Origin of the sequence: Tessaracoccus rhinocerotis, assembly GCF_007197885.1 — a bacterium.
Lineage (GTDB): Bacteria > Actinomycetota > Actinomycetes > Propionibacteriales > Propionibacteriaceae > Arachnia > Arachnia rhinocerotis.
The window spans coordinates 328,780-352,976 of record NZ_VKKG01000001.1 but is presented as its reverse complement, the minus strand read 5'-3'; the positions used below and the strand labels follow the sequence as shown (position 1 = coordinate 352,976).

General features: G+C 69.9%; 21 protein-coding genes and 1 pseudogene. 12 read left to right on the top strand and 10 right to left on the bottom strand.

Features of this window, described 5'->3' with window-relative positions; all coding sequences use genetic code 11:
- Window positions 1-20 precede the first annotated feature (20 nt).
- Window positions 21-815, bottom strand: coding sequence for a DsbA family protein (locus FOJ82_RS01700; protein ID WP_185975575.1), 795 nt, complete (start codon window positions 813-815; stop codon window positions 21-23).
- A 160-nt stretch (window positions 816-975) separates the two neighbouring features.
- Here FOJ82_RS01700 and FOJ82_RS01695 point away from each other — a divergent pair, with 160 nt between their 5' ends.
- From FOJ82_RS01695 to FOJ82_RS01680, 4 genes are read left to right on the top strand one after another with little or no spacing between them, the layout of a single operon-like run.
- The gene (locus FOJ82_RS01695) at window positions 976-2,325 is read left to right on the top strand and encodes a bifunctional folylpolyglutamate synthase/dihydrofolate synthase (protein ID WP_143936719.1); all 1,350 of its coding nucleotides are present in this window, start codon (window positions 976-978) and stop codon (window positions 2,323-2,325) included.
- Entirely contained in the window at window positions 2,322-2,672 is a 351-nt protein-coding gene (locus FOJ82_RS01690; protein WP_246099692.1) for a DUF4233 domain-containing protein, read from the top strand. The genes FOJ82_RS01695 and FOJ82_RS01690 overlap by 4 nt, the downstream gene beginning before the upstream one ends.
- Before the next feature lie 8 nt (window positions 2,673-2,680).
- Window positions 2,681-3,088, top strand: coding sequence for a nucleoside-diphosphate kinase (ndk, locus tag FOJ82_RS01685; protein ID WP_143936718.1), 408 nt, complete (start codon window positions 2,681-2,683; stop codon window positions 3,086-3,088).
- Window positions 3,085-4,209, top strand: a complete 1,125-nt coding sequence (locus tag FOJ82_RS01680; protein ID WP_143936717.1) for a CPBP family glutamic-type intramembrane protease — start codon at window positions 3,085-3,087, stop codon at window positions 4,207-4,209. The genes ndk and FOJ82_RS01680 overlap by 4 nt, the downstream gene beginning before the upstream one ends.
- Before the next feature lie 49 nt (window positions 4,210-4,258).
- Here the strand turns inward: FOJ82_RS01680 and FOJ82_RS01675 are convergent, their stop codons facing one another.
- Window positions 4,259-5,221 carry a squalene cyclase gene (locus FOJ82_RS01675; RefSeq protein WP_143936716.1) on the bottom strand — a complete coding sequence of 321 codons (963 nt, stop codon included), beginning with the start codon at window positions 5,219-5,221 and terminating at the stop codon, window positions 4,259-4,261.
- A 38-nt stretch (window positions 5,222-5,259) separates the two neighbouring features.
- Entirely contained in the window at window positions 5,260-5,460 is a 201-nt protein-coding gene (locus tag FOJ82_RS01670) for a hypothetical protein (protein ID WP_143936715.1), read from the bottom strand.
- A 69-nt stretch (window positions 5,461-5,529) separates the two neighbouring features.
- Between FOJ82_RS01670 and FOJ82_RS01665 the strand changes: the two genes are divergently transcribed.
- Window positions 5,530-7,479: a TIGR03960 family B12-binding radical SAM protein gene (locus FOJ82_RS01665; RefSeq protein ID WP_143936714.1), complete on the top strand. Its 1,950-nt coding sequence runs from the start codon at window positions 5,530-5,532 to the stop codon at window positions 7,477-7,479.
- Here FOJ82_RS01665 and FOJ82_RS01660 read toward each other — a convergent pair.
- A complete protein-coding gene (locus FOJ82_RS01660; RefSeq protein WP_143936713.1) occupies window positions 7,468-8,688 on the bottom strand; it encodes an MFS transporter in 1,221 nt (406 codons plus the stop codon). The genes FOJ82_RS01665 and FOJ82_RS01660 overlap by 12 nt on opposite strands.
- Window positions 8,689-8,808: 120 nt before the next feature.
- Here FOJ82_RS01660 and FOJ82_RS16995 point away from each other — a divergent pair.
- The 6 genes and pseudogenes from FOJ82_RS16995 to FOJ82_RS01635 all read left to right on the top strand — a co-directional run.
- A pseudogene (locus FOJ82_RS16995) lies at window positions 8,809-9,246 on the top strand (alpha/beta fold hydrolase); the annotation flags it as partial.
- Between the two features lie 281 nt (window positions 9,247-9,527).
- Window positions 9,528-9,860, top strand: coding sequence for a hypothetical protein (locus FOJ82_RS16405; protein WP_221932989.1), 333 nt, complete (start codon window positions 9,528-9,530; stop codon window positions 9,858-9,860).
- Window positions 9,861-9,925: 65 nt separating this feature from the next.
- Window positions 9,926-10,627 (top strand): TIGR03936 family radical SAM-associated protein, encoded by a 702-nt coding sequence (locus FOJ82_RS01650; RefSeq protein ID WP_143936712.1) that lies wholly within the window; start codon window positions 9,926-9,928, stop codon window positions 10,625-10,627.
- 216 nt (window positions 10,628-10,843) lie between these two features.
- Complete coding sequence (locus tag FOJ82_RS01645) at window positions 10,844-11,677, top strand: transporter substrate-binding domain-containing protein (RefSeq protein ID WP_143936711.1); 834 nt, start codon at window positions 10,844-10,846, stop codon at window positions 11,675-11,677.
- Window positions 11,678-11,685: 8 nt separating this feature from the next.
- Window positions 11,686-12,354 carry an amino acid ABC transporter permease gene (locus tag FOJ82_RS01640; RefSeq protein WP_221932988.1) on the top strand — a complete coding sequence of 223 codons (669 nt, stop codon included), beginning with the start codon at window positions 11,686-11,688 and terminating at the stop codon, window positions 12,352-12,354.
- Window positions 12,351-13,121, top strand: a complete 771-nt coding sequence (locus tag FOJ82_RS01635; protein ID WP_143936710.1) for an amino acid ABC transporter ATP-binding protein — start codon at window positions 12,351-12,353, stop codon at window positions 13,119-13,121. Before FOJ82_RS01640 ends, FOJ82_RS01635 begins: the two co-directional genes overlap by 4 nt.
- On the opposite strand, the gene FOJ82_RS01630 is transcribed toward FOJ82_RS01635, so the two are convergent.
- The 6 genes from FOJ82_RS01630 to FOJ82_RS01605 are packed head-to-tail and all read right to left on the bottom strand — an operon-like array spanning window position 13,068 to window position 20,802.
- On the bottom strand, window positions 13,068-15,353 hold the full coding sequence (locus FOJ82_RS01630; RefSeq protein WP_143936709.1) for a glycoside hydrolase family 31 protein: 2,286 nt from the start codon (window positions 15,351-15,353) through the stop codon (window positions 13,068-13,070). The two genes, FOJ82_RS01635 and FOJ82_RS01630, sit on opposite strands and share 54 nt — an antisense overlap.
- Window positions 15,350-16,456 carry a glycoside hydrolase family 15 protein gene (locus tag FOJ82_RS01625; protein WP_143936708.1) on the bottom strand — a complete coding sequence of 369 codons (1,107 nt, stop codon included), beginning with the start codon at window positions 16,454-16,456 and terminating at the stop codon, window positions 15,350-15,352. Before FOJ82_RS01625 ends, FOJ82_RS01630 begins: the two co-directional genes overlap by 4 nt.
- Window positions 16,457-16,516: 60 nt before the next feature.
- On the bottom strand, window positions 16,517-17,821 hold the full coding sequence (locus FOJ82_RS01620) for an ABC transporter substrate-binding protein (RefSeq protein ID WP_143936707.1): 1,305 nt from the start codon (window positions 17,819-17,821) through the stop codon (window positions 16,517-16,519).
- 44 nt (window positions 17,822-17,865) lie between these two features.
- Window positions 17,866-18,678, bottom strand: coding sequence for a carbohydrate ABC transporter permease (locus FOJ82_RS01615; protein WP_143936706.1), 813 nt, complete (start codon window positions 18,676-18,678; stop codon window positions 17,866-17,868).
- Window positions 18,671-19,588, bottom strand: a complete 918-nt coding sequence (locus FOJ82_RS01610; RefSeq protein ID WP_143936705.1) for a carbohydrate ABC transporter permease — start codon at window positions 19,586-19,588, stop codon at window positions 18,671-18,673. Before FOJ82_RS01610 ends, FOJ82_RS01615 begins: the two co-directional genes overlap by 8 nt.
- On the bottom strand, window positions 19,585-20,802 hold the full coding sequence (locus FOJ82_RS01605; RefSeq protein ID WP_143936704.1) for an ROK family transcriptional regulator: 1,218 nt from the start codon (window positions 20,800-20,802) through the stop codon (window positions 19,585-19,587). Before FOJ82_RS01605 ends, FOJ82_RS01610 begins: the two co-directional genes overlap by 4 nt.
- 272 nt (window positions 20,803-21,074) lie before the next feature.
- Here FOJ82_RS01605 and FOJ82_RS01600 point away from each other — a divergent pair, with 272 nt between their 5' ends.
- A complete protein-coding gene (locus FOJ82_RS01600) occupies window positions 21,075-24,143 on the top strand; it encodes an Rne/Rng family ribonuclease (protein WP_246099690.1) in 3,069 nt (1,022 codons plus the stop codon).
- The last annotated feature ends 54 nt before the right edge of the window (window positions 24,144-24,197 follow it).

The following is a 24,197-nucleotide window of genomic DNA, read 5'->3' as shown; positions in this document are numbered from 1 at the left end:
GCTGAGGTGGCGGCGACGGATCAGCCGATGGTTTCCTCGATCGCGCGCAAGATGTCATCGGGGGTGGGCTGGATCAAGACCTCCTGGGTGTCCTGGTCAAAGAACTCGAGCCGCTGGTCACCCACGAGATACGTGGGCGTGGAGCCGATCTGCTCCTCGTTGAACATCTCGTTGGAGTTCTTGACGAACTCAGCGAACGCCTTGCTGTCGTAGAGTTCTTGAAACTTGGTGAGGTCCTCGCCCTCAATGCCGACGGCCGCGGGGAAGTCGACCCGCAGCTGCTGGTCGCTGTAGCCGGCGCCGTTGGAGGACTGCTGCGAGTACACGTGCGAGTGGTACTCGCGGAACTTGCCGACGGCGTCCGCCGCGGCCGCAGCCATGGAGGAGTTGGTTGAGGAGTCGTTCATGGCGTTTATCTCCATGAAGGTGGCGTAGCGGATCTCCAAGGTGATCTCGCCGCGGTCGATCAGTTCGTGGAACGCGGGGCCGTATGCCTCCTCGCGGGCCGCGCAGGCAGGACACTGGAAGTCCTCGTACACGACGACGTGGGGTGCGTCCTCGGCTGGCTCGGCGTCCTGGCTGACGATCTCGATGCCGAAGCCCTCGGTGGCGTTCGGGGGCGTCTGCTGGCTGGCGGTCTGCTCGCGGTTCTGGCCGAGCGTCTGGACGATCACTATGGCCAGGATGACGATGACCACGAGGCCGATGCCGCCCAGGCTGAAGCCCAGGATCCTGGAGTTGCGCTTGCGTCGTTCCTCGAGTTCCTGCTGCTGACGCAGCGCCGCCCGCTTGCTGAGGCCTGAGTTGTTGGCCATGTTCTCGTTCCTGTTCCTTGCTGCTCGGCCGTACCGGGTGCGCCACGGTTCCGCGCACCCACGACAGGATAGTTGTCCGAACAAGTATCCCGCACCACCAGTAACAACGCGCGGCAGCCCGAAGTGGTTCCCCGCCCCGACCGGTACGATTGCCTCCATCATGAACCAGTCTCACGCGGACCTCGTCGCCGCACTCACGAGCCGCTGGCCCGAGCACCGGGTCGCCCCAAGCCTCAAGCGCATCAGTGCCCTGATGGACCTGCTGGGCGACCCGCAGCACACGGTCCCGGTGATCCAGGTGGCGGGCACCAACGGCAAGGGCTCCACCGCCATCATGATCGACTACCTCCTGCGCGCGGCCGGCCTGCGCGTCGGGCGCTTCGCCAGCCCGCACCTGAGCCATGCCCGGGAGCGGATCAGCATCGACGGCGAACCCATCAGCGAGGAGCGCTTCGGGGAGGTCTGGCACGAGATCGAGCCGTTCGTGCAGATGGTGGACCAGCAGGGGCACGACGGCGTGGACATGACCTTCTTCGAGGTCATCACGGGCATGGCCTACGCGGCCTTCGCCGACGCACCGGTCGACGTCGCCGTCGTCGAGGTCGGCCTGGGCGGGCGCTGGGACGCCACCAGCGTGGTCACGCCCAAGGTCTCGGTCATCTGTCCGGTCGCGCTGGACCACACCCACATCCTGGGCAAGAACCTCACAGAGGTGGCCGCGGAGAAGGCGGGCATCATCAAGCAGGGCAGCACCGCAGTCCTCGCCGGCCAGGATCCGGAGGCGGCGAAGGTGCTGCTGGCCCGTGCCGTCGAGGTCGGGGCGCAGGTGCGGGCCGAGGGCGTGGACTTCTCGCTGCTCGAGCGCGCCGTCGCCGTAGGTGGGCAGCTGCTGCGCATCGACACGGTCAGCGGCGCGGTCGGGGACGTGTTCCTGCCGCTGTTCGGCGAGCACATGGGACGCAACGCGGCGCTCGCCGTCGCGGCCGTCGAGGCGTTCCTCGGCGGCAAGCCGCTCAACCCGGAGATCGTCAAGGAAGGACTCGGGGCCGTTGAGGCGCCGGCCCGCCTGGAACTCGTCCGGCGCTCGCCCGCCATCGTGGTGGACACGGCCCACAACCCGCATGCCGCCCGCGCCACGATCGACGCCGTGGCCGAGTCGTTCGCGTTCGCGCCGCTCGTTGGAGTGGTTGCGATGATGCAGGACAAGGACGCGGAGGCCGTCCTGAAGATCTTCTCCGAGCAGATGGAGCAGGTGGTCATCACCCGGACCGCCAACTCGCCGAGGGCCATGGACGTTGACGAACTGGCCGAGCTGGCCGAGGAGATCTGGAACCCGGCCCGCGTCCACCGCGCCGGGCGCATGGCCGACGCCATCGAACTGGCCACCATGCTTGCTGACTCTGCGGGTTCGCACTCGGGCGTGCTGGTCGCGGGTTCCGTGATCGCCGCCGGCGAGGCGCGTGACCTGCTGGTCTCCGAGGGCGACGACCGGGCGGTGGACGTGCTGTGACGCTTTCACCCAACAATCCGATCCGCTCGGCACTGATGTCCGTCCTGGTCTTCGAGATCATCGTGTTCTGGCTCGCGTTCGCGGGGATGGTCCAGATCTCGGGCGTCTCGGTGGCGGCGGCCGTGGCGTGGACCACTGCCGCGTCGGTGCTCGCACTCCTGGGCTCGATGGGACTGCGCAGGGGCTGGGGCTACTGGTTCGGCTGGGCAGCCCAGGCGGCCGCCGTGGCGCTGGGGCTGCTGACGCCCTGGATGTATGCCATGGGTATTGTGTTCGCATTGATCTGGATCATGTCGTTCGTGCTGGGCAAGCGGTTGGACAATCGCCCCGCCGGCGATGGAGCGTGAGGAGCGCAATGGCTGAGCAGACCTTCGTAATCATCAAGCCCGACGCCGTAGCCGGCGGCCACGTGGGCAACATCCTCGCCCGGTACGAGGACGCCGGCCTGCGGATCGTCGCGCTGGAGCAGCGCACCATCGACGGTGAGTTCTCCGACCGCCACTACGTCGAGCACCTCGAGCGTGACTTCTACCCGCCGCTGCGGGTCTTCATGACATCGGGGCCGCTGGTCGCAGGGATCCTCCAGGGTGACGACGCCGTCGCCCGCGTCCGTGAGATCAACGGCGCCACCGACCCGAGCAAGGCTGCGGCGGGCACGATCCGCGCCGACTTCGCCACCTCCACCCGCGAGAACTGCGTCCACGGCTCCGACTCCGTCGAGTCCGCGGCCAAGGAGATCGCGCTCTGGTTCCCGGGCCGGTGACCGGACCCGGCCCCGAGACGGGTCCCGGTGGTGTGCCGGGGCCGCCGCCACCGGCGGGCGGCAACTGGGCACCGCCCGGGACGTGGCGGCCGCCGGCGCAGCAGCCGCACGCCGGGTTCCCGCCCCCGGTGCAGCAACCGCTGCGCGCCGGGTTCCCGCCGCCGGTGCAGTACCAGCGGCCGATCGCGGTGCGTCCACCCGCACTGCCCACGCAGCCGCGGGAGTACCAGGAGTTCTGGCGGACCCCGGGCGTCCCGGTGTGGAAGCCGCTGGTCGCGGTGCTGCTCGGGGCGGTCGGCTTCCTCCTGATCTCGCTCCTGGTCTCGGCCGCAGGCATCTTCTACGACATCGCCACCTCCGGCACCACGATCGACGAGGTGCTGGCGGGACTCCTCGAGGGCGAGATCTCGCAGGCGGTGTTCGTCGCCAACAGCGTGGCGCTGGGCCTGATGGTGGCGCTGTCGTTCCTGCTGCAACGCATCGTCGGGCAGCCGCCGGGCTTCCTGAGCTCGGTGGTCGGTCGGGTCCGGTGGCGTTGGATGCTCACCTGCTTCGGGATCTCGATCGTCGCGGTGGGCCTCCTGACCGCCGTCGAGTTGGCCCTCGTGGGCTGGGACGGACTCAACCTCGCCCCGCAGCCGGGCTGGCCGCTGCTCCTCCTGGCAATCCTCCTCGTGACGCCTTTCCAGGCGGCGGGGGAGGAGTACCTGGTCAGAGGAGTCCTGTTCCGGGCAGTGGGTGCCCTGCTCCCGCACCGCTTGTTGGGGCTCGCGCTGGGCGCCGTCGTCAGCAGCCTCGTGTTCGTGCTGCTCCACAGCGCCGCCGACCCATGGCTGAACCTCGTCTACTTCTGCATGGGGTTGCTGTTCTGCCACCTGACCTGGCGCACGGGTGGCCTGGAGGCCGCCGTCGCGATGCACGCGGCCAACAACCTCCTCGGGCTGGCCTTCGTCCCGTTCCAGGAGTGGGGCGGGATCTTCGACCGCAGCGAGGGCGTCGCCGGACCCGAGGTGCTGATCCAGCTGGTGCTGCTCGTGGCCGCAGGCGTGGTCATCGAGGTCCTCGCCCGACGACGTGGGATCGTGAGGCGCTCGGCCCCGGCCGCCGACCGCGCCATCTGAGAGCCCCACCGCGGGCGAGGCCGTCCGCGGCACGCCGCGCAGGCGCGCCTCACAGGGCCGACTCCCACCAGCGCAGCACACGCAGCGCGCTGAGCGTCACCCACTTCGACGGCTCCCCGGCCGGGCCGTCGACGTCGAACCAGACCCGCCCCGGCAGCACGTAGTCGCGTGCCCAGGTCCCGTCCGGGCGACGCCTGGAGGCGATCAGGTCCACCGCCCCCGCCAGCCGCGGGTCGGGGGCGCTGCCCGCCAGCAGCGAGGCGTCCCGGAAGTAGTCGGCCGCGTTCAGCGCGCTGTAGACGTGCCGCGGCGGGTGGGTGAACCGGGCCACGAACGGCCCGACGGCCTCGCCGTCGGAGAGGCGGTGCATCAGCCCGCGTTCGAGGAGGTACTCCTCCCCCCGCCGACGCGCCGCCCGCAGCTCGTCGCTGCCACCGGTGATCCGCTCGTGGTCCAGCAGCCCCTTCAACGCGTTCAGTGTGGAGTGGAACGACGATCGCCGCGAGCCCTGCACCCACTCGCAGTTCCAGCCGCCGTCGTCGAGCTGGTGCTCGGGGAACCAACTGGCGATCCTTGTGACGTCCACCCCCAGCCACGCACCGTTGGCGAGCGTCAACGCGTTGATGCAGACGTCCACCTCGCCGTCCCAGTAGGGCAGGTTCTCGTACTCCCACCTGGAGTTGCGCGCCAGCCGCTCCGCGGTGTCCCCGAGGGCCTCGGGCTCCACCCCCCAATCCCTGAGGGAGAACAGGGACCAGGTGGTGGCGGTCCAGGGTTGGCCGTCGTCGGCGAAGTCCGCCTCCGTGACGTCGGCGGGGAAGTACGCGCCCCCGGCCCACTGCCCGTCAGGATCCTGTCTCGCCAGCAGTTCCGCGCCGTGGCCCTGCGTCGCGACACGGGACCGTGTTGCCCGCCAGGTCTCCTCCGGTGCGCCGGACAGGTCCCGCTCCACCTGCCAGCGCAGTGCGGGATCGGAGTCCAGCAGCCACTCCACGACCTCTTCGTCGTCCATGGTGCAACGCTACGTCCGAACCGGGTCGCACGCACCCCTCAGCCCTGGTTCGAGATCCGCTCGCCCACGAACTCCAACAGCCTCGGGTCCGCCGAGGCCAGCACCTCGACCACCTCGTCGCCCGTGCAGGTCACGAGCTCGATCCTCAGCGTGCCCTCGGCCCGGGAGGCCACGCGCCAGTTGGCGCCGGCGGCCTCCCAGCGCCGGAGTTTTGCGACGGGGTCTGGAATCTCGGCCATTGCCCAACCGTAGGCCTCGTGGGCGGGGTCATGGGCATTTCCACACACCCGGGTTATCCTGATCCCGCCATGACTGTCACCGCGCCGAAGCACTCCCTGTTCCCCCAGCTCGAGCCCCTGCTCGCCAGCGTCAGCAAGCCCATCCAGTACGTGGGAGGGGAGCACAACAGCGTCGTCAAGGACTGGGACGCCGCCGAGGTCCGTTGGTGCCTGTCCTACCCGGACGCCTACGAGGTGGGCCAGCCGAACCAGGGCGTCGCCATCCTGTACGAGATCCTCAACGAGCAGGACTGGATCCTGGCCGAGCGCACCTACTGCGTGTGGCCGGACATGGAGAAGGCGATGCGGGAGCACGGCATCCCGCAGTTCACGCTGGACGCGCACCGCCCGGTCGGATCGTTCGACCTGCTCGGGGTGTCCTTCGCGACCGAACTCGGCTACACCAACCTGCTGCAGATCATCGACCTGGCGGGCATGACCCTGCGCGCCGCCGACCGCGGCGACGACGAGCCACTGGTGGTGGCTGGCGGGCACGCCGCATTCAACCCCGAACCGATCGCCGACTTCATCGATCTGGCCGTGCTGGGCGACGGCGAGGAGGCCTGCCTGCTGATCTCCCAGATCATGCGCGAGTGGAGGGCCGAGGGCAGCCCCGACGGCCGCGACGGCATCCTGCTGCGGCTGGCGGAGACGGGCGCCTTCTACGTCCCGAAGTTCTACGACGTCGACTACCTCGCCGACGGACGCATCCAGCGGGTGGCCCCCAACCGCCCCACCGTCCCCTTCCAGGTGCGCAAGCACACCCTCATGAACCTGGACGAGTGGCCCTACCCCGCCAAGCCCATCGTGCCCATGGCTGAAACCGTCCACGAGCGCTACTCGGTGGAGATCTTCCGGGGCTGCACCCGCGGCTGCCGCTTCTGCCAGGCCGGCATGATCACGCGGCCGGTGCGGGAGCGCAACATCCAGACCATCGGCAAGATGGTGGCCGGCGGGCTGAAGTCGACCGGCCTCGAGGAGATCGGGCTGCTCAGCCTCTCCAGCGCGGACCACTCCGAGATTGCCGAGGTCACCAAGCAGCTCGCGGACCGCTACGAGGGCAGCAACGTCTCCCTATCGCTGCCGTCCACGCGGGTCGACGCGTTCAACATCGACCTCGCCAACGAGTTGTCGCGCAACGGTCGACGCTCCGGCCTCACGTTCGCGCCGGAGGGTGGCAGCGAGCGGATGCGCAAGGTGATCAACAAGATGGTCACAGAGGAGGACCTGATCAACACCGTGGCGGCCGCGTTCAGCAACGGCTGGCGGCAGGTGAAGCTGTACTTCATGTGCGGGCTGCCCACGGAGACCGACGAGGACGTCCTCGAGATCGCGGACCTGGCCTCCAAGGTGATCCAGGTGGGCCGGGAGAAGTCCGGCACCAAGGACATCCGTTGCACGGTTTCCATCGGCGGGTTCGTGCCCAAGCCGCACACCCCCTTCCAGTGGGCCGCGCAGGCCGACGTCGAGACCATCGACAACCGGCTCCAGCTGCTGAAGGACAAGATCCGGCAGGACCGCAACTACGGCAAGGCCATCGGGCTGCGCTACCACGACGGCAAGCCCGGGATCATCGAGGGCCTGCTCTCGCGCGGCGACCGCCGCGTGGGCCGGGTGATCGAGCGTGTCTGGCGGGAGGGCGGCAAGTTTGACGGCTGGAGCGAGCACTTCAGCTACGAGCGCTGGACGCAGGCCGCCGCGGAGGAACTGGCTGCGTTCGGGATCGACCTCGACTGGTACACCACCCGCGAGCGCGGCTACGAGGAGGTCCTGCCCTGGGACCACCTCGACGCCGGGCTCGACCGCGACTGGTTGTGGGAGGACTGGCAGGACTCGCTGGACGAGGTCTCCGTGGAGGACTGCCGCTGGACGCCGTGCTTCGACTGCGGCGTGTGCCCGGAGCTGGACACGGAGATCCAGATCGGTCCCACCGGGGCGAAGCTGCTGCCGCTCACGGTGGTCAACTCATCACTGGCCTGAGCGGCCCACCATGTGGTCCTCGATGAACCACACTCGGCACGAGAAGTAGCCGGCCACCGTCATCGGGACCATCAGCGCGACGAGGATCCACAGCGAGAGCGTCCAGGTTCCGGTCAGGCCGCCGAGAGCGCCGAACACCACGGGCCCGAAGGCTGCGATCAGGTAGCCGACGGACTGGGTGAAGCTCGACAGGGCGGTGGTGCCGCCCGAGGACCTGGAGCGCATGCCCAGCAGCGCGAGGATCAGCGGGAACGACGCCGTGCCGAGTGCGAGGAAGACCGCCCACAGCCAAGGCAGCGTCATCGGGTCGTACAGCAGCCCGAACAGCCCAACCGCCAGGCATCCCATGATCGTCAGGAACAGCCCTACGGGGGCTTGCTTGCGGACCGCGTATCGCGGCACCCAGAACGCGAGCGGGATCCCGACGCCGGTCGCGATCCCCAGCATCACCCCGGCGTTGACCTGGGTCATGCCGGCGTCCTGGTAGACGGTGGGCAGCCACCCGAAGATCGTGTAGGCGTACGTGCTCTGGAGCCCGAAGAACACGGCCATCGCCCACCCCATGCGGGTGCGTGCGACGGCACCGAAACCGATGTGACCGGTGGCGCTGGCGCGGGCGTGCCTGCCGGAGTTGTGGGCCAGCATGGGGATCCAGCACACCGCCGCGGCCACGGCGACGGCGACCCCGGCGGTGAAGGCCGCTCGCCAGCCGCCCAGCGCGTTGGCCAGCGGCACCGTGCCGATGCTGGCGGCGGTCACGCCCACCGACATCAGCAGCGAGTACAGCGCCGTCGCCAGGCCCACCCTGCCCGGGAAGTGGTGCCTGACGAGGCTGGGAAGCAGGATGTTGCAGGTGGCCATCCCGCCCAACGCCAGGATCGACAGCAGCAGGAAGGCCCAGCCGGATTCCACCCAGGCGCGGGCCAACTGGCCGGTGATGAGGGCCACCAGGCCCGCAGCCACCGTGAAGTGCATCCCGATCCGGCGGGAGATCTCGGGCGTCAGCGCCCCGAAGACGGCGAAGCACACCGTGGGCAGCGAGGTCAGCAGACCGGCGGTGGTGGCTCCGAGTGACAGGTCGGCCGTGATGTCGGTCAGGACGGGCCCGACCGAGACGGCCACGGGCCGCAGGTTGAACGCCAGCACCAGGACCGCCACCAGGACGAGCCAGTGGGTGCGGCCCTGCGGCGAGGACCCGGACGAAGTCATGGGCGCAACACTAGTGCCAGCAAGAACCTGAAAGATGGTTCAGGTTTGCTCGGATTGTGGTTATGCTCTTGCCACCGGGGCGCGACGTGGCTCCCCGCACCTGAGTCCGGAGGAGACCCGATGACGACTCTCGAAGGCATCGCCGCGCGCAGGGTCCGGACCCCGCGGCTGACCGTGAACGTCCTCGAGCGGGACGGCGACGACGAAGCGGCCCCGCCGGAGCGCACGGTCGCCCTGGTGCACGGGAACGTCTCCTCGTCCCTGTTCTGGCAACCCTTGATGTTGGACCTGCCGGACGACCTCCGCGTGATCGCCGTGGACCTGCGCGGCTTCGGTGGCACGGACCGACTACCGGTGGACGCCACGCGCGGGGTGCGGGACTTCTCGGACGACCTGCACGCCACCCTGGCCGAGCTCGGCATCCGATCGCCCCACCTGGTCGGCTGGTCCATGGGCGGGGGAGTGGTGATGCAGTACGCGCTGGACCACCCGGTCGAGAGCATCACCCTGCAGGCGCCGGTCTCGCCCTACGGGTTCGGCGGCACCCGCCGCGACGGAACCCGCCTCTCGGACGACGACGCGGGCACCGGGGGTGGTGGCGCGAACCCCGACTTCATCGCGAGCCTGCGCTCGGGCGACACCACCGCGGACTCGCCGACCTCGGCACGCAGCGTCTTCCGGTCCAGCTACGTAGCAGCCGGCCACCGCAGCGAGCTCGAGGACCTCTGGGTGGAGTCCATGCTCACCACCTCCACCGAGCCGGGCAACTACCCGGCAACTCCGTCCCCAGCCAGAGCTGGCCCGGCTTCGCCGCCGGTACCGACGGCTTCCTCAACACGATGGCACCCGGGTACTTCAACACCTCCGGCATCGTTGCCCTCGAGCCCAAGCCGCCCATCCTGTGGATCCACGGTACGGCCGACGCCATCGTCTCCGACGCGTCCTTCTTCGACCTCAACCACCTGGGAGCCCTGGGCGTGGTCCCCGGCTGGCCGGGCGGCGACGTCGCGCCCGCGCAGGAGATGGTGGCGCAGACCCGCGACGTCCTCGACGGCTACCGGGCGCGGGGCGGACGGGTCACCGAACTGCTGCTGGAGGGGGTGGGCCACTCGCCACACCTCGAGAGCCCGAAGGAGGTCCGAGACGCGATCGTCGCAATGGTCAGGGGTTGAGGCCCTCCGACGTCCGCTCCCGGCGATGCCGTGCAACCGCGGACTTGCGTACACTCACGCCCGTGATGAGTCGCCAGCCCCCCGTCCAGCAGCCGCCCCCGGTGCAGAAGTTGCGCCTTCGCTATACGAAGCGGGGAGTGGCGCGCTTCACCTCGCACCGCGACTTTGGCCGCGCGCTCGAGCGCGCCCTGCGCCGGGCCGAGGTTCCGATGGCCTACTCGTCCGGGTTCACCCCCCACCCCCGCATCTCCTACGGCAGCGCGGCGCCCACGTCGGCAGCCTCCGAGGCCGAGTACGTCGAGCTCGGCCTCAATGAGCGCTGCGACCCGCAGAAGCTGGTCGCCGCACTCAACGAGGTACTGCCGACGGGCTTCGTCGTCCTCGACGCCGCGGAGGCGGTCAAGGCCTCCCTCGGTGACCTGTTGTCCGCTTCCGACTGGGAGATCCGGCTCCAGGGCGCCGAACCGGGAGTGCTCGCCGTGGCCGTCGCCGCCTTCCTGGAGCGGGAGGAACTCACCGTCGAGCGGATGACGAAGAACGGCATGCGCAGCTTCGACGTCCGCGGTGCCGTCGTCGCGATTCGGGCCGTCTCCGACGAGGTGATCGCCCTGCGCTCGTTGCAGCAGCAGCCGCTCGTGCGACCAGACGACGTGGTCTCGGCGCTGCGGCAACTCGAACCGCGCGTGCCCGAGGGTCTGCCGCTGTTGACGCGACTCGCGCAGGGCCCCCTCGAGGGAAACGAGGTCGCTGATCCACTGCGTCCTTGACCCACCCGCCGCCGCGGCTTGCAGCACCGGAGATAACGATTCGGTAACGACCTCGACGGGTTGCCCGGGGAGGCAGGGTGGATCACGCACCGCTTTGATCACTGCGCGTGCGTGCGCGCGATAAACGATCCCCGGCGATCCGTCAAGGGGTTGGGGATGATCCGGGGTGCTCGTTAGGTTGGCGGAGATCCAAGCCGACTTTCAGGGGAGCCCCTCATGTTCAACACCTTCAACCCACGCCGCCGTGCCCGCGCACTCGTCGCCGCCGTGGGCGCCACCGCACTCGCACTGACCGCCTGCTCCGGCGACGGTGGCGAGGAGACCACCGGCGGTCAGGACCTGGGACTCATCAACGACGGCACCCTCGTGGTGGCGATGAGCGGCGAGTTCCAGCCCTTCAGCTACTTCGAAGGCAACGAGCTCACCGGCTTCGACTACGACATCGGGGTGGCCATCGCCGAAGAGCTCGGCCTCGAGCCCGACCCCCAGACCGGAGCCTTCGACACGCTCATCGGCGGCGTCCAGGCGAACCGCTACGACGTGCTGATCGCCTCGATGACACCCACCGAGGAACGGGACCAGGCCGTCGACTTCACCGACAGCTACTACGTCTCCGGCGCACAGGCCTTCGTGTCTTCCGACAGCGAGTGCACCGACATCACCCAGATGGACTCGCCCGTCATCGGCGTCGCCAGTGGCACCACCTACCAGACCTACCTGGAGGACGAGGGCGGCGAGTGGGTGGGCGAGGTGCGTACCTTCTCCTCCGACGTCACCGCGCTGCAGGACGTGGCCACCGGGCGCCTCGACGCCGCGATGACCGACCGCAACGTCGGCCTGCACCAGATCCAGGAGTCCGGTCTCGACATCGTCGAGTGCGGCGGCCCGCTGTACACCGAGGAGCCCGCCTTCGCCGTCAAGGAGGGCAACTCTGCCCTGCAGGAGGCGCTGAACGAGGCCCTTGCCGCAATCAAGGAGGACGGCACCTACGCGGAGATCTCCGAGAAGTACTTCGGCAAGGACATCTCCACCGCCGAGACCGACGGCTGAGGACTGCCGTGGACGGATTCTTCGAGCTGTTCGCCGAGTACGCACCGCTGTTCCTCGAGGCGTCCTGGGTAACCCTGCGGCTGACTGCCGCGGCGCTGCTGATGGCCATGGTCGGGGGCGCGCTCGTCTCCGCCCTGGCCATGAGCCGGGTCCGCATCCTGAAGTGGATCGCGACCGTCTACATCGGGATCGTCCGGGGCACGCCGCTGATCACGCAGATCTTCATCATCTACTTCGGGCTCGCCTACATCATCACGCTCCCCGCCTTCTGGGCGGGTGCGCTGGCGCTGGCCTTCCACAACTCCGCCTACATCGCCGAGATCATCAGGTCCGGCTTCCAGGCGGTCCCGAAGGGCCTGGTCGAGGCGGCGCGATCGCTCGGCATGTCCCGGGCCAAGACCCTCAAGCGCGTGCAGGCGCCCCTGGCGCTGCGGACCACTCTGCCCGTGCTGGGCAACCAGTACATCATCGCAGTGAAGGACTCCTCGCTGGTCTCCTTCATCGGCATGACGGAGTTGTTCCAGACGTCGCGCAACATGGCGGCATCCACCTACCAGCCACTGACGGCCTACATCGTCGTGGCGGTCTACTACCTGGTGATCGTGCTCGCCCTGACCGCTCTGGTCAGCTGGCTGGAACACCGGCTCAGCGCACACAGGAGGCCTGCAGCAGCATGAGTGACAACGCAACCCACCCGCCCGTGGGCGAAGAGGTCATCGTCCACATGGAGAACATCGTCAAACGCTTCGGCCGGACGACGGTTCTCGACGGGATCGATCTCGACGTCCACCAGGGCGAGGTGGTCACCCTCATCGGGCCCTCCGGCGCCGGCAAGAGCACCCTGTTGCGCTGCGTCAACGGGCTGGAGCGCATCAGCGACGGCCGCATCGAGGTGGACGGGCAGCGCCTTTCCTACTCGGAGGCGGACATCAACCGCCTGCGCGCCCACATCGGCATGGTGTTCCAGCAGTTCAACCTCTTCCCGCACATGACCGTCATGGAGAACATCATGGTGGCCCAGCGTGAGGTGCTCGGCCGCAGCGCGGACGAGGCCCGGGAGCGCGGCGAGACCCTGCTGGAGCGCGTCGGACTGGCGCACAAGGCGAAGGCCTACCCGGGCAACCTGTCCGGCGGTCAGCAGCAGCGCGTGGCGATCGCCCGGGCGCTGGCAATGGACCCCACGGTCATGCTCTTTGACGAACCCACCTCGGCCCTCGACCCGGAACTGGTGGGTGAGGTGCTCGACGTGATGCGCACCCTCGCCGACGAGGGCATGACCATGATGGTGGTGACCCACGAGATGCGCTTCGCGCGCAACGTCGCCGACCGCATCGTCCTCCTGGCCGACGGCGGCATCGCCGAGCAGGGCCCGCCCGAGCAGGTGCTGGACTCACCCAGCAGCGAGCGCGGACGGACCTTCCTCGAGGAGCTCCTCAACCACTGATGCCGGCCGGAAGGGCCCTTGGGTCGACGGGTGGAACACCTGTTCCAGATCCTCCCAGGCCGCCGCCCGTGCGAAAACCGGGACCCGGGCGCGTGGGGTGCTGGTAGCCACCACGCCACCGCCGACGACACGGGCGCCCGTCCACACGTCGACCCAGTCGCCGTCGGGGAGGAACACCGGCCAGTCGCCGCCCGGTTCCAGCACGGGCGCCACGAGCAGGTCGCCGAGCAACCACTGGACGTGCTCCCACACACGCGCGTCCTCGGGGTGCTCGAACCAGAGTGGCCGCATCAGCGGCGCGCTGGTGGCGACAGTCGCGGCGGCCTGGCGCGCCAGGTAGGGCACCAGGCGTTCGCGTAGGTGCACCAGCTCCCTGACCTCGCCGACAACGGCATCGTCCCCCGTCAGTTCGGCGACGTTCCACGGGGTGCGGTCCCTGGCGGGGCGACGGTGGTGGTTGAACTCCGAGTGGTACTGCATGATCGGCACGAAGACACTCGCCGCCATCGCCCTCACGTAGAGCTCGGGCTCCGGCACCGGCCCGGAGAAGCCCGCGACGTCCCAGCCCCAGTAGACGATGCCGGAGGCGGCCGCCGAGAGCCCGGCGAGCATCGACCAGCGGAACGCCTCCCAGGTCGAGTTCTCGTCGCCGGCCCAGAACGCGCCGTGCGCCTGCGAGCCGGTGAACCCGGCTCGGCTGAAGGTGACGGGTGCCTTGCCGGCGGACTCCAGCAGCTTCCCGTACGCCGCCGCGTAGGCGACCGGGAGCCTGTTGTTCGACTCGGCGCCGGTGCTGCCGTCGAGGTAGCGCAGGTCGGCACCCCAGGCGTGCTCGCCACCGTCGGTCTTGAAGCCGTCGATGCCGAGGTCCTCGACCAGGTAGCGGCGCTTGTCCGTCCACCACTCGGCAGCACGCTCGTCGGTGAGGTCGGGCATCAGGGCGAGCGGGAACCACCACCCGCGGTTCCGGTAGGGCCGGAGCTTGCCGTCGGGGCCCTGTTCCCGGATCAGGACGCCCTCGCGGACGGCAGCCTCGGCGTCGGCCCTGGCCTGCCCCTGCGGGTGCGGACGCATCTTCAGCAGAGGGATCTGCCACAGGTGCACCTTCGTCCCGGCAGCGTGCAGTGCGTCCACCATCGCCTTCGGGTCGGGCCAGGCGCCCTCGGCCGGGAACCGGAAGTCCGCCAACCGCAGGGGCCCACCGTCGGCTCGCAGGTCGTAGGTGGCGTCCCGGAAGGCGGTGAAGGTGCTCTCGTCGCTCCAGGCCTCGATCACGACCGACCCGACGGGGATGTCGTGCTCGGCATGGAGCGCCATCTGTCGCTCGACCTCGGCCTGGGTGTTCCACTCATTGCCGCTGGCCCACAGGCGGAACACCCAGTCCGGCATCTGCTTCGGGCGACCGACCTCGGCCAGGAATGAGTCGAGCACCTGGGTCGGCGTCCCCGGGTACAGGGCCAGCTCCAGCTGGCCGTCGCCGAGTTCGGACTCCACGACCAGCCGCGTGCCGTCCGAGGCGCCGACGTCGAACCAGACGCGCCGCGACGTGCGGACGTGGAAGCCCCAGCCTGCGCCGCCGACGACGTGGGCGAAGGGCATGGGCAGGTAGGTGCGCCGGTGCGCGCCCTGCGACTTGTACTGCTCGAAGACGACGGAGTCCAGGTGCGCGCCGCGGTGGTCGAGGGCGTCGAAGCGCTCCCCGAACCCGGCCACGTGCTCGCCGGGGGCCAGCGGCAGCGCGAACCTGATCCTCAGTGCCCGCTCCCCGTCGTCGAGCACCTCAAGGTCCGACGGCACGATCCCGTCGACGGCCCCGACCACTTCGAGCGTGTCGGGGTCCGCGGGGCGCCACTGTGCCACCCGGCACTCGAACCAGCGCGTGGTGGTGGTCCCGTCGCTGAATCGGTAGCGCAGGCTTGCCCCCGCGGGAACCTCCGGCAGCACCACCTCCCAGCCGCCCGCGGAGCGTCCCTGCTTCGCCTGCGCGGAGGCGAGGTGGCCACCGCTGACGTCCTGGCCCCGGGAGGAGCGGGGGACCGGTGACAACCGGTGGTGCTCGGTCCGGACGTCACCGGCGAGGCGCACCTCGAGTTCCAGTCCCACCGAGGCCACGTCGCCGGAGGTGCGCACGCCCAGGCGCAGCGGCTGGCCCGCGACGGGATGGACGGGGGAGCGCTGCTCGGTGTCCTCGGAGTAGGGGTGGCCAGAGCCGAGCGGGCGGTGGCGGATCATCGGGTCTCCTCGATCTCGACGGCGAGCCGCAGCAGCATGGCGTGGCTCCACAGCAGGGGGGTGGCGACGGTGCCCCAGCGGTCGAGCCACTCCTGGCGGAACGACTCGTCCAGCAGGTGCTCCTCGACCTGTTCGGGGAGCATCAGGTCATTGCCGGCGGTGGCGGCGGCCCAGTCCAGGGCCCGGCGGGCGGCCTCGCGGTCGCCGACCGCGAGCTGCGCCAGGCCGAGGAAGCAGGTCAGCAGAGGCCAACGGCCCCCGCCGTAGAAGGTGTCGGCCCGGAAGCGGTGCACGCCGCCGTCGACGGCGAGCTCACGTTCGACCGCGGTGAGGGTGCCAATGGCCACCGGCGAGTCCGCGTCGAGGACGCGCAGCGGCGCGACCAGTGCGCTGAGGCTGCCGTCGAGGGCGGGGTTCCCCAGCCACTTCGTCAGGTGCCCGTCAACGGTGCCCTCGTCGGCCAGCACGCGATCGATCCGGGTGCGCGTCTCGCTTGCCCGGGCCGCACGATCGCCGTCGACCAGTCCCGCGTCCACGGCCGCCGACAGACCCGCCGCGATGCAACCGAGCGTGGAGACGTGCACGTGGGCGCTGTTCTCCTCCCACCAGTCGAAGCAGGGGCGGTCCCACGAGCTGACCAGGTAGTCCACCGTCAGTTCCGCCGCGTCCCGCCAGGGCGAGACGTCGATGCCGTGCCGTTCGCAGTGCTCCACCAGGGCCCACAGCCAGGTGCCGTAGCCGTCGAGCTGGAAGTCCCACCAGTAGTCCTCACCCAGCTCGCCGGTGAAGGTGTAGCGGGCCGGGAGCATCTGGTCGCCCGACAGGGGCGTCCCCGCGGCTGCCGCGGCGACGACCGCACGGATCCGGTCCCGGTGCTTGTCCAGCACCATGGCGCACCACTCGAAGAAGGCGGTGGCGGAAGCCACCTCCCCGGACGAGGAGACGCCGTCGGCGATGAACGCCCCGTCGCGGAACCAGCAGTAGCCCTTGTAGGCCGAGAAGGTGGGGCTCGCCGGGTAGGCGCCACCCTCGTCCTGCAGGGAGACGATCAGTTCCCGGGAGTGCGCGAGCAGCGCGTCGAGATCAGCCGTGTTGGAAACCATGGACAGGTCCTCCTGGTGGGGTGGGGCGGGCCGGAGCCCGCCCCACGAGGTGGGTGTGGGTCAGCCGAGCAGCGCGTTGACGCGTTCCTCGGCCGAGGCGACGGCGTCCGCGACGGACTTGCGTCCGGCGGCGGCCTCGGTCAGCTCCTCGGTGACGATGTCCTGCATCTCGGCCTGGGCGTCCCCGATGGACGGGGCCAGGGCGACGCCGTCGAGGGAGTCGAAGACGGCCTGCCGGTTGGCGGGGGCGTCCTGCTCGAGGTAGGCGTCGAGCTTGGCCTCGTCGCTGATCGGCGGCAGTTCCCACCCGCTGGCGAGGCGGACGTCGACCATCTCGTCGGAGCTGGTGAGGAATTCGGCGAAGGCCTGGGCGGCCTCTGGGTGTTCAGAGCCGGCGGAGACGGCCACGGCGTTGGAGAACATGGCGCTGGCCTGCTCGGCGTCGCTCGGCTCGACGGCGATGTCCCACGCGAAGTCCACGTCCGCGGCGGCGCCGAACATCCAGATGCCGGTGTGCCACATGGCGAGCTTGCCCTCGGTGAACAGGTTGGTGTCGAAGTCCGGGGTCCCGGCGCCCTGCTCGGCCGTCGGCATCGTGGTCCCGCTCTTGCTGACGAGCCACTCCGCCGCGGCGATGCCCTCCGGGGTGTTGAATGCGGCTGCGCTGCCGTCGGAGTTGAGGAACTCGCCACCGGCCTGCGCCACGGTCTTGTAGTACTCGTGGAAGCTGATGGGCTGGTAGTCGCCCCAGACCCCGGCCGCCTCGTCGGTGAGCTGCTCTGCAGCGGCCTGCTCGTCGGCCCAGGTCCACTCGGCGGTGGGGTGTTCGACCCCGGCGGCGTCGAAGAGGTCCGCGTTGTAGAACAGCACGACGGTGGAGAACGAGCTCGGCAGCGCGTACGAGGTGCCGTCGGTGGCGTACGCGTCGGCCAGGCTGGCCTGGTAGACGCTGGTGTCGACGCCCTCGAGCGGGGCTAGGACCCCGTTGGCCTGGTAAGCCGCGTAGTTGCCGTACTCGATGTCGAAGACGTCGGAGACGGTGCCGCCGGCGAGGTCGGTCTGGAGGGCGGTGAAGTAGTCGGCGTAGGGCAGCGTGGTGACGTCCACGGTGATGCCGGGGTTCGCCTCCTCGAAGGCGTCGACGATCGTGGCGAGGTTCTCCTCGTTGCCGCCGTTGGAGATGAAGTTGGTGTAGCTGATGGTCACCTCGTCGCCGCCGGTGCCGGGGTCGACGGCGGCGGTGGTGGGTGCAGCGGGGTCGGTGGCCCCGGTGGTGTCCTCGGGCTCGGCGCTGCCGGAGCAGCCCGCGACGGTGAGGGCGAGGAACGCGGCAAGGCCGGCCCTGAGCCAGTTCTTGGTGGACATGTCGTATCTCCTTCGATACCCGGTGGACCGGATCGGTGGTTGCTTCATTTGATGCCCGAACTCGCGACGCCCTGGATGACGTACTTCTGGGCGAACACGTAGATGGCGAGCATCGGGATGATGGACACGACGGAGCCGGCCATCATCACGTCCCACTGCGTCGTGTACTGGCCCTGGAGGCCTGCGAGCGCGAGTGGGAGGGTCTTGAGTTCCTCCGAGCGGAGGATGATCAGCGGCCACAGGAAGCTGTTCCAGCTGCTCATGAACGAGAACACGGTCAGCGTGGCCAGCGTCGGGCCGACCAGCGGCAGCACGATGGTGCTGAAGATCCGGAAGTGGCCGGCGCCGTCGAGTGTCGCGGCCTCGTCCAGCTCACGCGGCACCTGGTTCATGGCCTGCCGCAGCAGGAAGACGCCGAACGCGCTGGCGATGCCGGGCAGCAGGACGCCGAGGTAGGTGTCCACCAGGCCGAGGTCGCGCATCTGCACGAACAGCGGCACGATGAGCACCTGGATGGGGACCATCATCGTGGCCAGGTAGATCGCGAACACCACACCGCGGCCGGGGAACTGCAGCCGACTGAATGCGTAGGCGGCCAGTGAGCTGGTCAGCAGCTGCAGCAGCGTCTGCGCGACGGCCAGGCCCACCGAGTTCGCGATCACCCTCGCGAACGGGGTGTTCTCGAACAGCTCGGCGTAGGCCGCCATGGACGGGTTCTCCGGCAGCGAGGGGGTGGCGGACAGGCCGGCGCCGGGGGAGACCGACGTGATCACGGTCCACAGGAACGGGAAGAACATCACCGCCGCGCCCAGGACCACCACCAGGAGCAGCAGGGGGTTGGTTCGCCTCCTACGCATAGTTGACCCACCGCTTCTGGCCGCGGATCTGGATGATGGTGACGACGAGCACCAGCACGAACAGCAACCACGAAAGCGCGGCGGCCTCGCCTGCGCGGGAGTAGCGGAACGTGAGGTCGTAGATCTGCTGCACCACCACGGTGCTGGCACCCGCCGGGCCGCCGCCGGTCATGGCGTAGACCTGGTCGAAGACTTGGAATCCGTTGATCAGGGAGATCACGATCACGAAGAACGTCGACGGCGTGAGCATCGGCAGCGTGATGTTGAACAGGCGTCGCCACCAGCCGGCCCCGTCCACCGTCGCGGCCTCGTAGAGGTCCTGCGGGATGGCCTGCAACCCGGCGAGCAGGATGATCATGACGAAGCCCAGGTCCTTCCAGGCGGAGGCGAGGATGATCGACGGCATCGCCCAGGTGGGATCGGTCCACCAGCCGGGCCCGTCGATTCCGAACAGGCCGAGCGCGGCGTTGACGATCCCGACCTCGGGGTTCAGCAGCCACCGCCAGATCAGGGCCACCACGATCCAGCTGGTCACCACCGGCAGGAAGTAGACGCTCCGCAGGAGTCCCCGCAGGGGCAGCGCCTGGTTGAGCGCGAGCGCCAGCGCGAGGCCTCCGACGTACACCAGCGGCAGGTAGCCGAGGATGTAATAGAAGGTGTTGCCGAAGGCGTTGAGGGTGTCCGGGTCCTGCAGCAGCTTTGCGTAGTTGCCGAGCCCGACCCACTCCATGGGCGACAGGAGGTTCCACTTGTGCAGGCTCACCCAGAGCGCCCCGAACATCGGGTAGATGGTGAACATCGCCATGGGAACCGCGCTGGGGAGCAGGAACGCGAGCACCACCAGCGCGTACCGCAGGCGCCTGCCCGCCCGACCCGGGATGCGACGTCGGGGCTGGTCGGTGACGCTCATCGCCCGCCCCTGCCAGCGCCGCCGGAGCCTGTGAGGCGTTCGCGCACGAGCCGACCCTGCTCACCGGCCAGGCCGGCGGCGTCGAACGGGGTGGCCAGGACGAGGCTGGCGGCACCCTGTGCCCAGCGGTCGTCCTGCCAGGTCTCGACGGCCACCTCAAGGCCGCGCTTGCGGGGCATCAGGGCGGACCGGAAGGCCTCGTCGAACGCGTCCCGCCAGTGTGCCCAGGCCTCGATGCCCTCACCGAGGAGGATCAGGATCTCGGGGTCGAGGACGTTGGCCACGCCGGCGACCACGCGCCCCAGCATGCCCCCCGCCTCAGCGAACATCGCCACGCTCGCTGCATCGCCGGCATCGGCCTGGGTGCGCAGCGTGGTGATGGTGCCGCTTGCGGGGATGGTGCCCTGCTCCTTGGCGCGCCGGACCAGGGCGTCCTGCCCGATGAAGGCCTCCAGGCAGCCGCGGGCCCCGCACTGGCACTGCGGTCCCTCCCGGTCGACGGGGAAGTGGCCGATCTCGCCCGCTCCGCCGCCGTGGCCCCGCACGATGACGCCGTCGGCGATGATCCCGGCTCCGATGCCGGTTCCGATGGTCACCACCAGGACGTCCTCGTGACCGCGGGCCTGGCCGTGCAACATCTCGGCCATGGCGAGAGCGTTCACGTTGTTCTCCACAAGGACGGGCAGCTCCAGCTCCTGGCGCAGCACGTTGCCCAGCGGCGCACGGCTCCACCCCAGCTGGGTGGAGTTGACGTTGCCGAGGCTCTGGTCGTCGACGTCCGCGGGAAGGCCGACGCCGAGGCCAAGCAGTGGACGGTCGCCGCCGCCGTCGATGAACCCTCGCAGCATCCCGGCCAGCGTGGCGACGGCCGTCAGTGCGGCGGTGTCGAACGGTTCCGTGGCCGAGCGGACCACCGAGCCGTCGATCCCCACCTCCACGAAGGTGGCGTGGTCAGGAGCGACCTTCACGCCGATGGCGTGCCCTGCATCGGCGGCCAGACCCAACTGGCGCGCCGGCCGCCCGCCGTTCGACGGGGTGAACTCGAGTTCGACGATGAGCCCGTCAGCCAGCAGTTGCTTGGTGATCTGGGTCACCAGTGCAGGTGACACGCCGATCAGCCGCGCCAGTTCTGCGCGGGATGCAGGACCGTTGGCCCCGATCTGCGCGAGCACGGCCGACCGGTTGACGTCGGACTGGGACGATGCTGTGGACACTTGGGAAACCTCTTTGTTTAGGACTTAACGAAGCCTAAAACTAAGAGGATCCGATTGTCAACGCCGGTGGCTTGGAGGGGGTGGGATGCGCGGGTATGGCGTCGTCTGTGAGAGAATGGGTCCAGGTCACGCACCGCCGGTGCCGCCGGAGGCCGCTCGAGTCTGTACCGCGACGAAGAATTCGACCGCGGCTGCTCCTGAGCTGGTCCCCGTAGACCGTTGAACTTGGGTTTCTGCAGCCTCGGCTGCGCCCACTTCCGCGCACCCTGCGCATGAGGAGCCTGATGGTCGAGAACGAGAACGGCAACACAACAGAAGCCGAATCGCCCCAGAACCAGCCCACCACCCGCCGCCGCCGTGCGGCATCGCGCCCGGCCGGGCCGCCCCCGGAGGTCGCCGCACCATTCCAGGTGCCGCAGACGACCACCGCCGCCGCGGCCACTGTCGCCCCCACCGACGCCCCGGCCGAGACGCCGGCCACCACCCAGACCGCTCCCAGGCGTCGCCGCGCCACGCGCCCCGCAGGAGAGGCTGCCGCCGTCGAGACGCAGTCCGAGGCCCCGGCAGCAGCGAAGGCGAGCGCTGGCGCAACCGCGCCCGAGCAGCCTGCCGATGCAGCGGATGCCTCCCAGCCCGTGAAGAAGCCGGCCACCCGCCGTCGTCGCGCCAGCCGTGACACCGCCGCCGCCGACCCCATCGTCGAGATGGCCGCCGAGACCGCCGAGGCCGCGGCCGCAGTGCCCGAGCCCCCCAAGGAGTCCGCGCCGGAGGATCCGACGCAGCCCCCCGCGTCCGAGAACGCCGCCGAGAAGAAGCCCGCCACCCGCCGCCGTCGCGCCACCCGCGCCGCCGCCCCGGCCGAGCCCGTCGAGCAGGCCTCGCCCGCGCAGCGCGAGCTCGAGGTCGACCCGATCGCCTCCGCGCTCGAGAAGGCGCACGCGGACGTGCAGTCCGAGCCCGCCGTCGAGGACAAGAAGCCCGCCACCCGCCGTCGCCGCGACACCCGCGCCGCCGCCCCGGCCGAGCCGGTCGAGGAGTCCGCGCCGCAGGAGCCCGCAGCCGACCCCATCGCAGCCGCCCTGGACCTTGCCGCCGCCGAGTCGAAGGCCAGGCACACGCAGGTCGAGGCGCCCGAGGACAAGCAGGAGGAGCGCGAGGAGAAGCCGGCAACGCGCCGTCGCCGATCCAGCCGCGCCGCCGCGCCAGCCCCCGAGCCCGCGGCGGAGGTCGAGGAGGAGGACGTCGAGGAGGACTCCATCGGCGCAGCGCTGCGGATGGCTGAGGAGGCCGCACTGGCCCGCAAGGCGCTCGTGAGCGACCCGTTCAACATCGCAGCCGAGGACCGCCAGGGTGTGCTCGACGAGCTCGCCGGCGCGATCGCGGCCGCCGAGGCAGACACCGACGACGAGTCCGACGAGGACGAGGACGAGACGGACGAGGAGGACCCCGACGAGGACGACTCGGACGACGAGTCCTCCGACGACGACTCGGACAGCGACGACGAAGCAGGTGAGGACGGGCGGCCCTCGCGTCGCCGTCGTCGCCGCGGAGGCCGTCGTCGCCGCCGCGGGGGTGCCCGTGGCGATTCCGACGACCCGGAGTCAGGCTCGGAGGAGTCGGGCGGTTCCGAGTCCGGAACCGATTCGGAGACCGACACCTCCTCCGACGACGACTCCGACTCGGGCGAGCGCGGGGACACCGACGACAGCTCGGATGGCGACGGCACGACGCGTCGCCGCCGCCGTCGCCGCCGCGGGGGCCGCAGTGACAGCAAGGAGGGGGGCACCTCCAACGACGAGATCACCGGCATCGAGGGCTCCACGCGCATGGAGGCCAAGCGCCAGCGCCGCAAGGAGAACCGTGCCGCCGGGCGCCGTCGCGCGCCGATCCTGAGCGAGGCTGAGTTCCTGGCCCGCCGCGAGGCGGTGGACCGCAAGCTCGTGATCCGACAGGGCGACGAGTACACCCAGCTCGCTGTCGTCGAGGACGGGATCCTCGTCGAGCACTACGTCGACCGCGCCTCGGCCACGTCGCTGATCGGCAACGTCTACCTGGGTCGCGTGCAGAACGTCCTGCCCAGCATGGAGGCGGCATTCATCGACATCGGTCGCGGCCGCAACGCCGTCATCTACGCGGGCGAGGTGGACTGGGCCTCGTTCGGCGTCTCCGCCGAGAACCGCAAGGTGGAGAAGGTCTTCAAGTCCGGCCAGAGCGTCCTCGTGCAGGTCACGAAGGACCCCGTCGGCGCGAAGGGTGCCCGCCTCACCGGCCACATCTCGCTGCCGGGCCGTTACATCGTCTACTCGCCGGGCGGCCACCTGTCCGGCATCTCCCGCAAGCTCCCCGACGCCGAGCGCTCGCGCCTGCGTGAGATCCTGGGTGAGTTGATCTCCGACGACGAGTCCGTGATCGTGCGCACCGCCGCCGAGGGCGCCAGCTCGGAGGAGCTGGTCCGCGACGTCAACCGCCTCAAGGCCCAGTGGGAGATCATCGAGAAGAAGGTCAAGCAGGGCAAGGCCCCGCAGGCCCTCTACAGCGAACCCGACCTCACCCTGCGCATCGTGCGCGACCTGTTCACGGAGGACTTCGGCAAGCTCATCGTCCAGGGCAACGGCGGTCCCGAGGACCAGTACGACGCGATCGAGAGCTACGTCTCCCACGTCGCGCCGCACCTCGCGGAGCGCCTCGAGAAGTACACGCCCTCCGACGACGGCAAGGACGTCTTCACCGAGTTCCGGATCGACGAGCAGATCGCCAAGGCGCTGGACCGCAAGGTCTACCTGCCCTCCGGCGGATCCCTCGTGATCGACCGCACCGAGGCCATGACCGTCATCGACGTCAACACCGGCCGCTTCACCGGCAGCGGCGGCAACCTCGAGGCCACCGTCACCTCCAACAACCTGGAGGCGGCCGAGGAGATCGTGCGCCAGCTGCGCCTGCGTGACCTCGGCGGCATCATCGTGATCGACTTCATCGACATGGTGCTGCCCAGCAACCGGGACCTGCTGCTGCGCCGCCTCGTGGAGTGCCTTGGACGCGACCGCACCCGGCACCAGGTGGCGGAGGTCACCAGCCTCGGCCTGGTGCAGCTCACCCGCAAGCGCATCGGCACCGGCCTCGCCGAGGCCTTCACCGAGGAGTGCGAGCACTGCCACGGTTCGGGCTATGTGCGCTTCGACGAGCCGGTGGACTCCCAGGAGCAGGCCGACGGCGGCGATCGCGGTGGCCGCGGCCGTGGCGGTCGCAGCGGGCGTCGCCGCGGCGGCAACGGCGGCAACGGCGGCGGCTCCAACGGGGGTGGCTCCAACGGCGGCTCCGGCAACGGGAGCCACTCGAACTGAAAGACCCGGTCTGCCGGGGGCGGCTTCCGGCCGCTCCCGGTTTGACCCGGTGGG

Bases quoted from the DNA above. Each gene is read 5' to 3' on its own strand.
- FOJ82_RS01645 (WP_143936711.1), top strand. From the start codon at position 10,844: ATGTTCAACACCTTCAACCCACGCCGCCGTGCCCGCGCACTCGTCGCC.
- FOJ82_RS01620 (WP_143936707.1), bottom strand. From the start codon at position 17,821: ATGTCCACCAAGAACTGGCTCAGGGCCGGCCTTGCCGCGTTCCTCGCC.
- FOJ82_RS01700 (WP_185975575.1), bottom strand. From the start codon at position 815: ATGGCCAACAACTCAGGCCTCAGCAAGCGGGCGGCGCTGCGTCAGCAG.
- FOJ82_RS01635 (WP_143936710.1), top strand. From the start codon at position 12,351: ATGAGTGACAACGCAACCCACCCGCCCGTGGGCGAAGAGGTCATCGTC.
- FOJ82_RS01600 (WP_246099690.1), top strand. From the start codon at position 21,075: ATGAGGAGCCTGATGGTCGAGAACGAGAACGGCAACACAACAGAAGCC.
- FOJ82_RS01610 (WP_143936705.1), bottom strand. From the start codon at position 19,588: ATGAGCGTCACCGACCAGCCCCGACGTCGCATCCCGGGTCGGGCGGGC.
- FOJ82_RS01660 (WP_143936713.1), bottom strand. From the start codon at position 8,688: ATGACTTCGTCCGGGTCCTCGCCGCAGGGCCGCACCCACTGGCTCGTC.
- FOJ82_RS01630 (WP_143936709.1), bottom strand. From the start codon at position 15,353: ATGATCCGCCACCGCCCGCTCGGCTCTGGCCACCCCTACTCCGAGGAC.
- FOJ82_RS01625 (WP_143936708.1), bottom strand. From the start codon at position 16,456: ATGGTTTCCAACACGGCTGATCTCGACGCGCTGCTCGCGCACTCCCGG.
- FOJ82_RS16405 (WP_221932989.1), top strand. From the start codon at position 9,528: ATGGCACCCGGGTACTTCAACACCTCCGGCATCGTTGCCCTCGAGCCC.
- FOJ82_RS01675 (WP_143936716.1), bottom strand. From the start codon at position 5,221: ATGGACGACGAAGAGGTCGTGGAGTGGCTGCTGGACTCCGATCCCGCA.
- FOJ82_RS01695 (WP_143936719.1), top strand. From the start codon at position 976: ATGAACCAGTCTCACGCGGACCTCGTCGCCGCACTCACGAGCCGCTGG.
- FOJ82_RS01665 (WP_143936714.1), top strand. From the start codon at position 5,530: ATGACTGTCACCGCGCCGAAGCACTCCCTGTTCCCCCAGCTCGAGCCC.
- FOJ82_RS01650 (WP_143936712.1), top strand. From the start codon at position 9,926: ATGAGTCGCCAGCCCCCCGTCCAGCAGCCGCCCCCGGTGCAGAAGTTG.
- ndk (WP_143936718.1), top strand. From the start codon at position 2,681: ATGGCTGAGCAGACCTTCGTAATCATCAAGCCCGACGCCGTAGCCGGC.
- FOJ82_RS01670 (WP_143936715.1), bottom strand. From the start codon at position 5,460: ATGGCCGAGATTCCAGACCCCGTCGCAAAACTCCGGCGCTGGGAGGCC.
- FOJ82_RS01615 (WP_143936706.1), bottom strand. From the start codon at position 18,678: ATGCGTAGGAGGCGAACCAACCCCCTGCTGCTCCTGGTGGTGGTCCTG.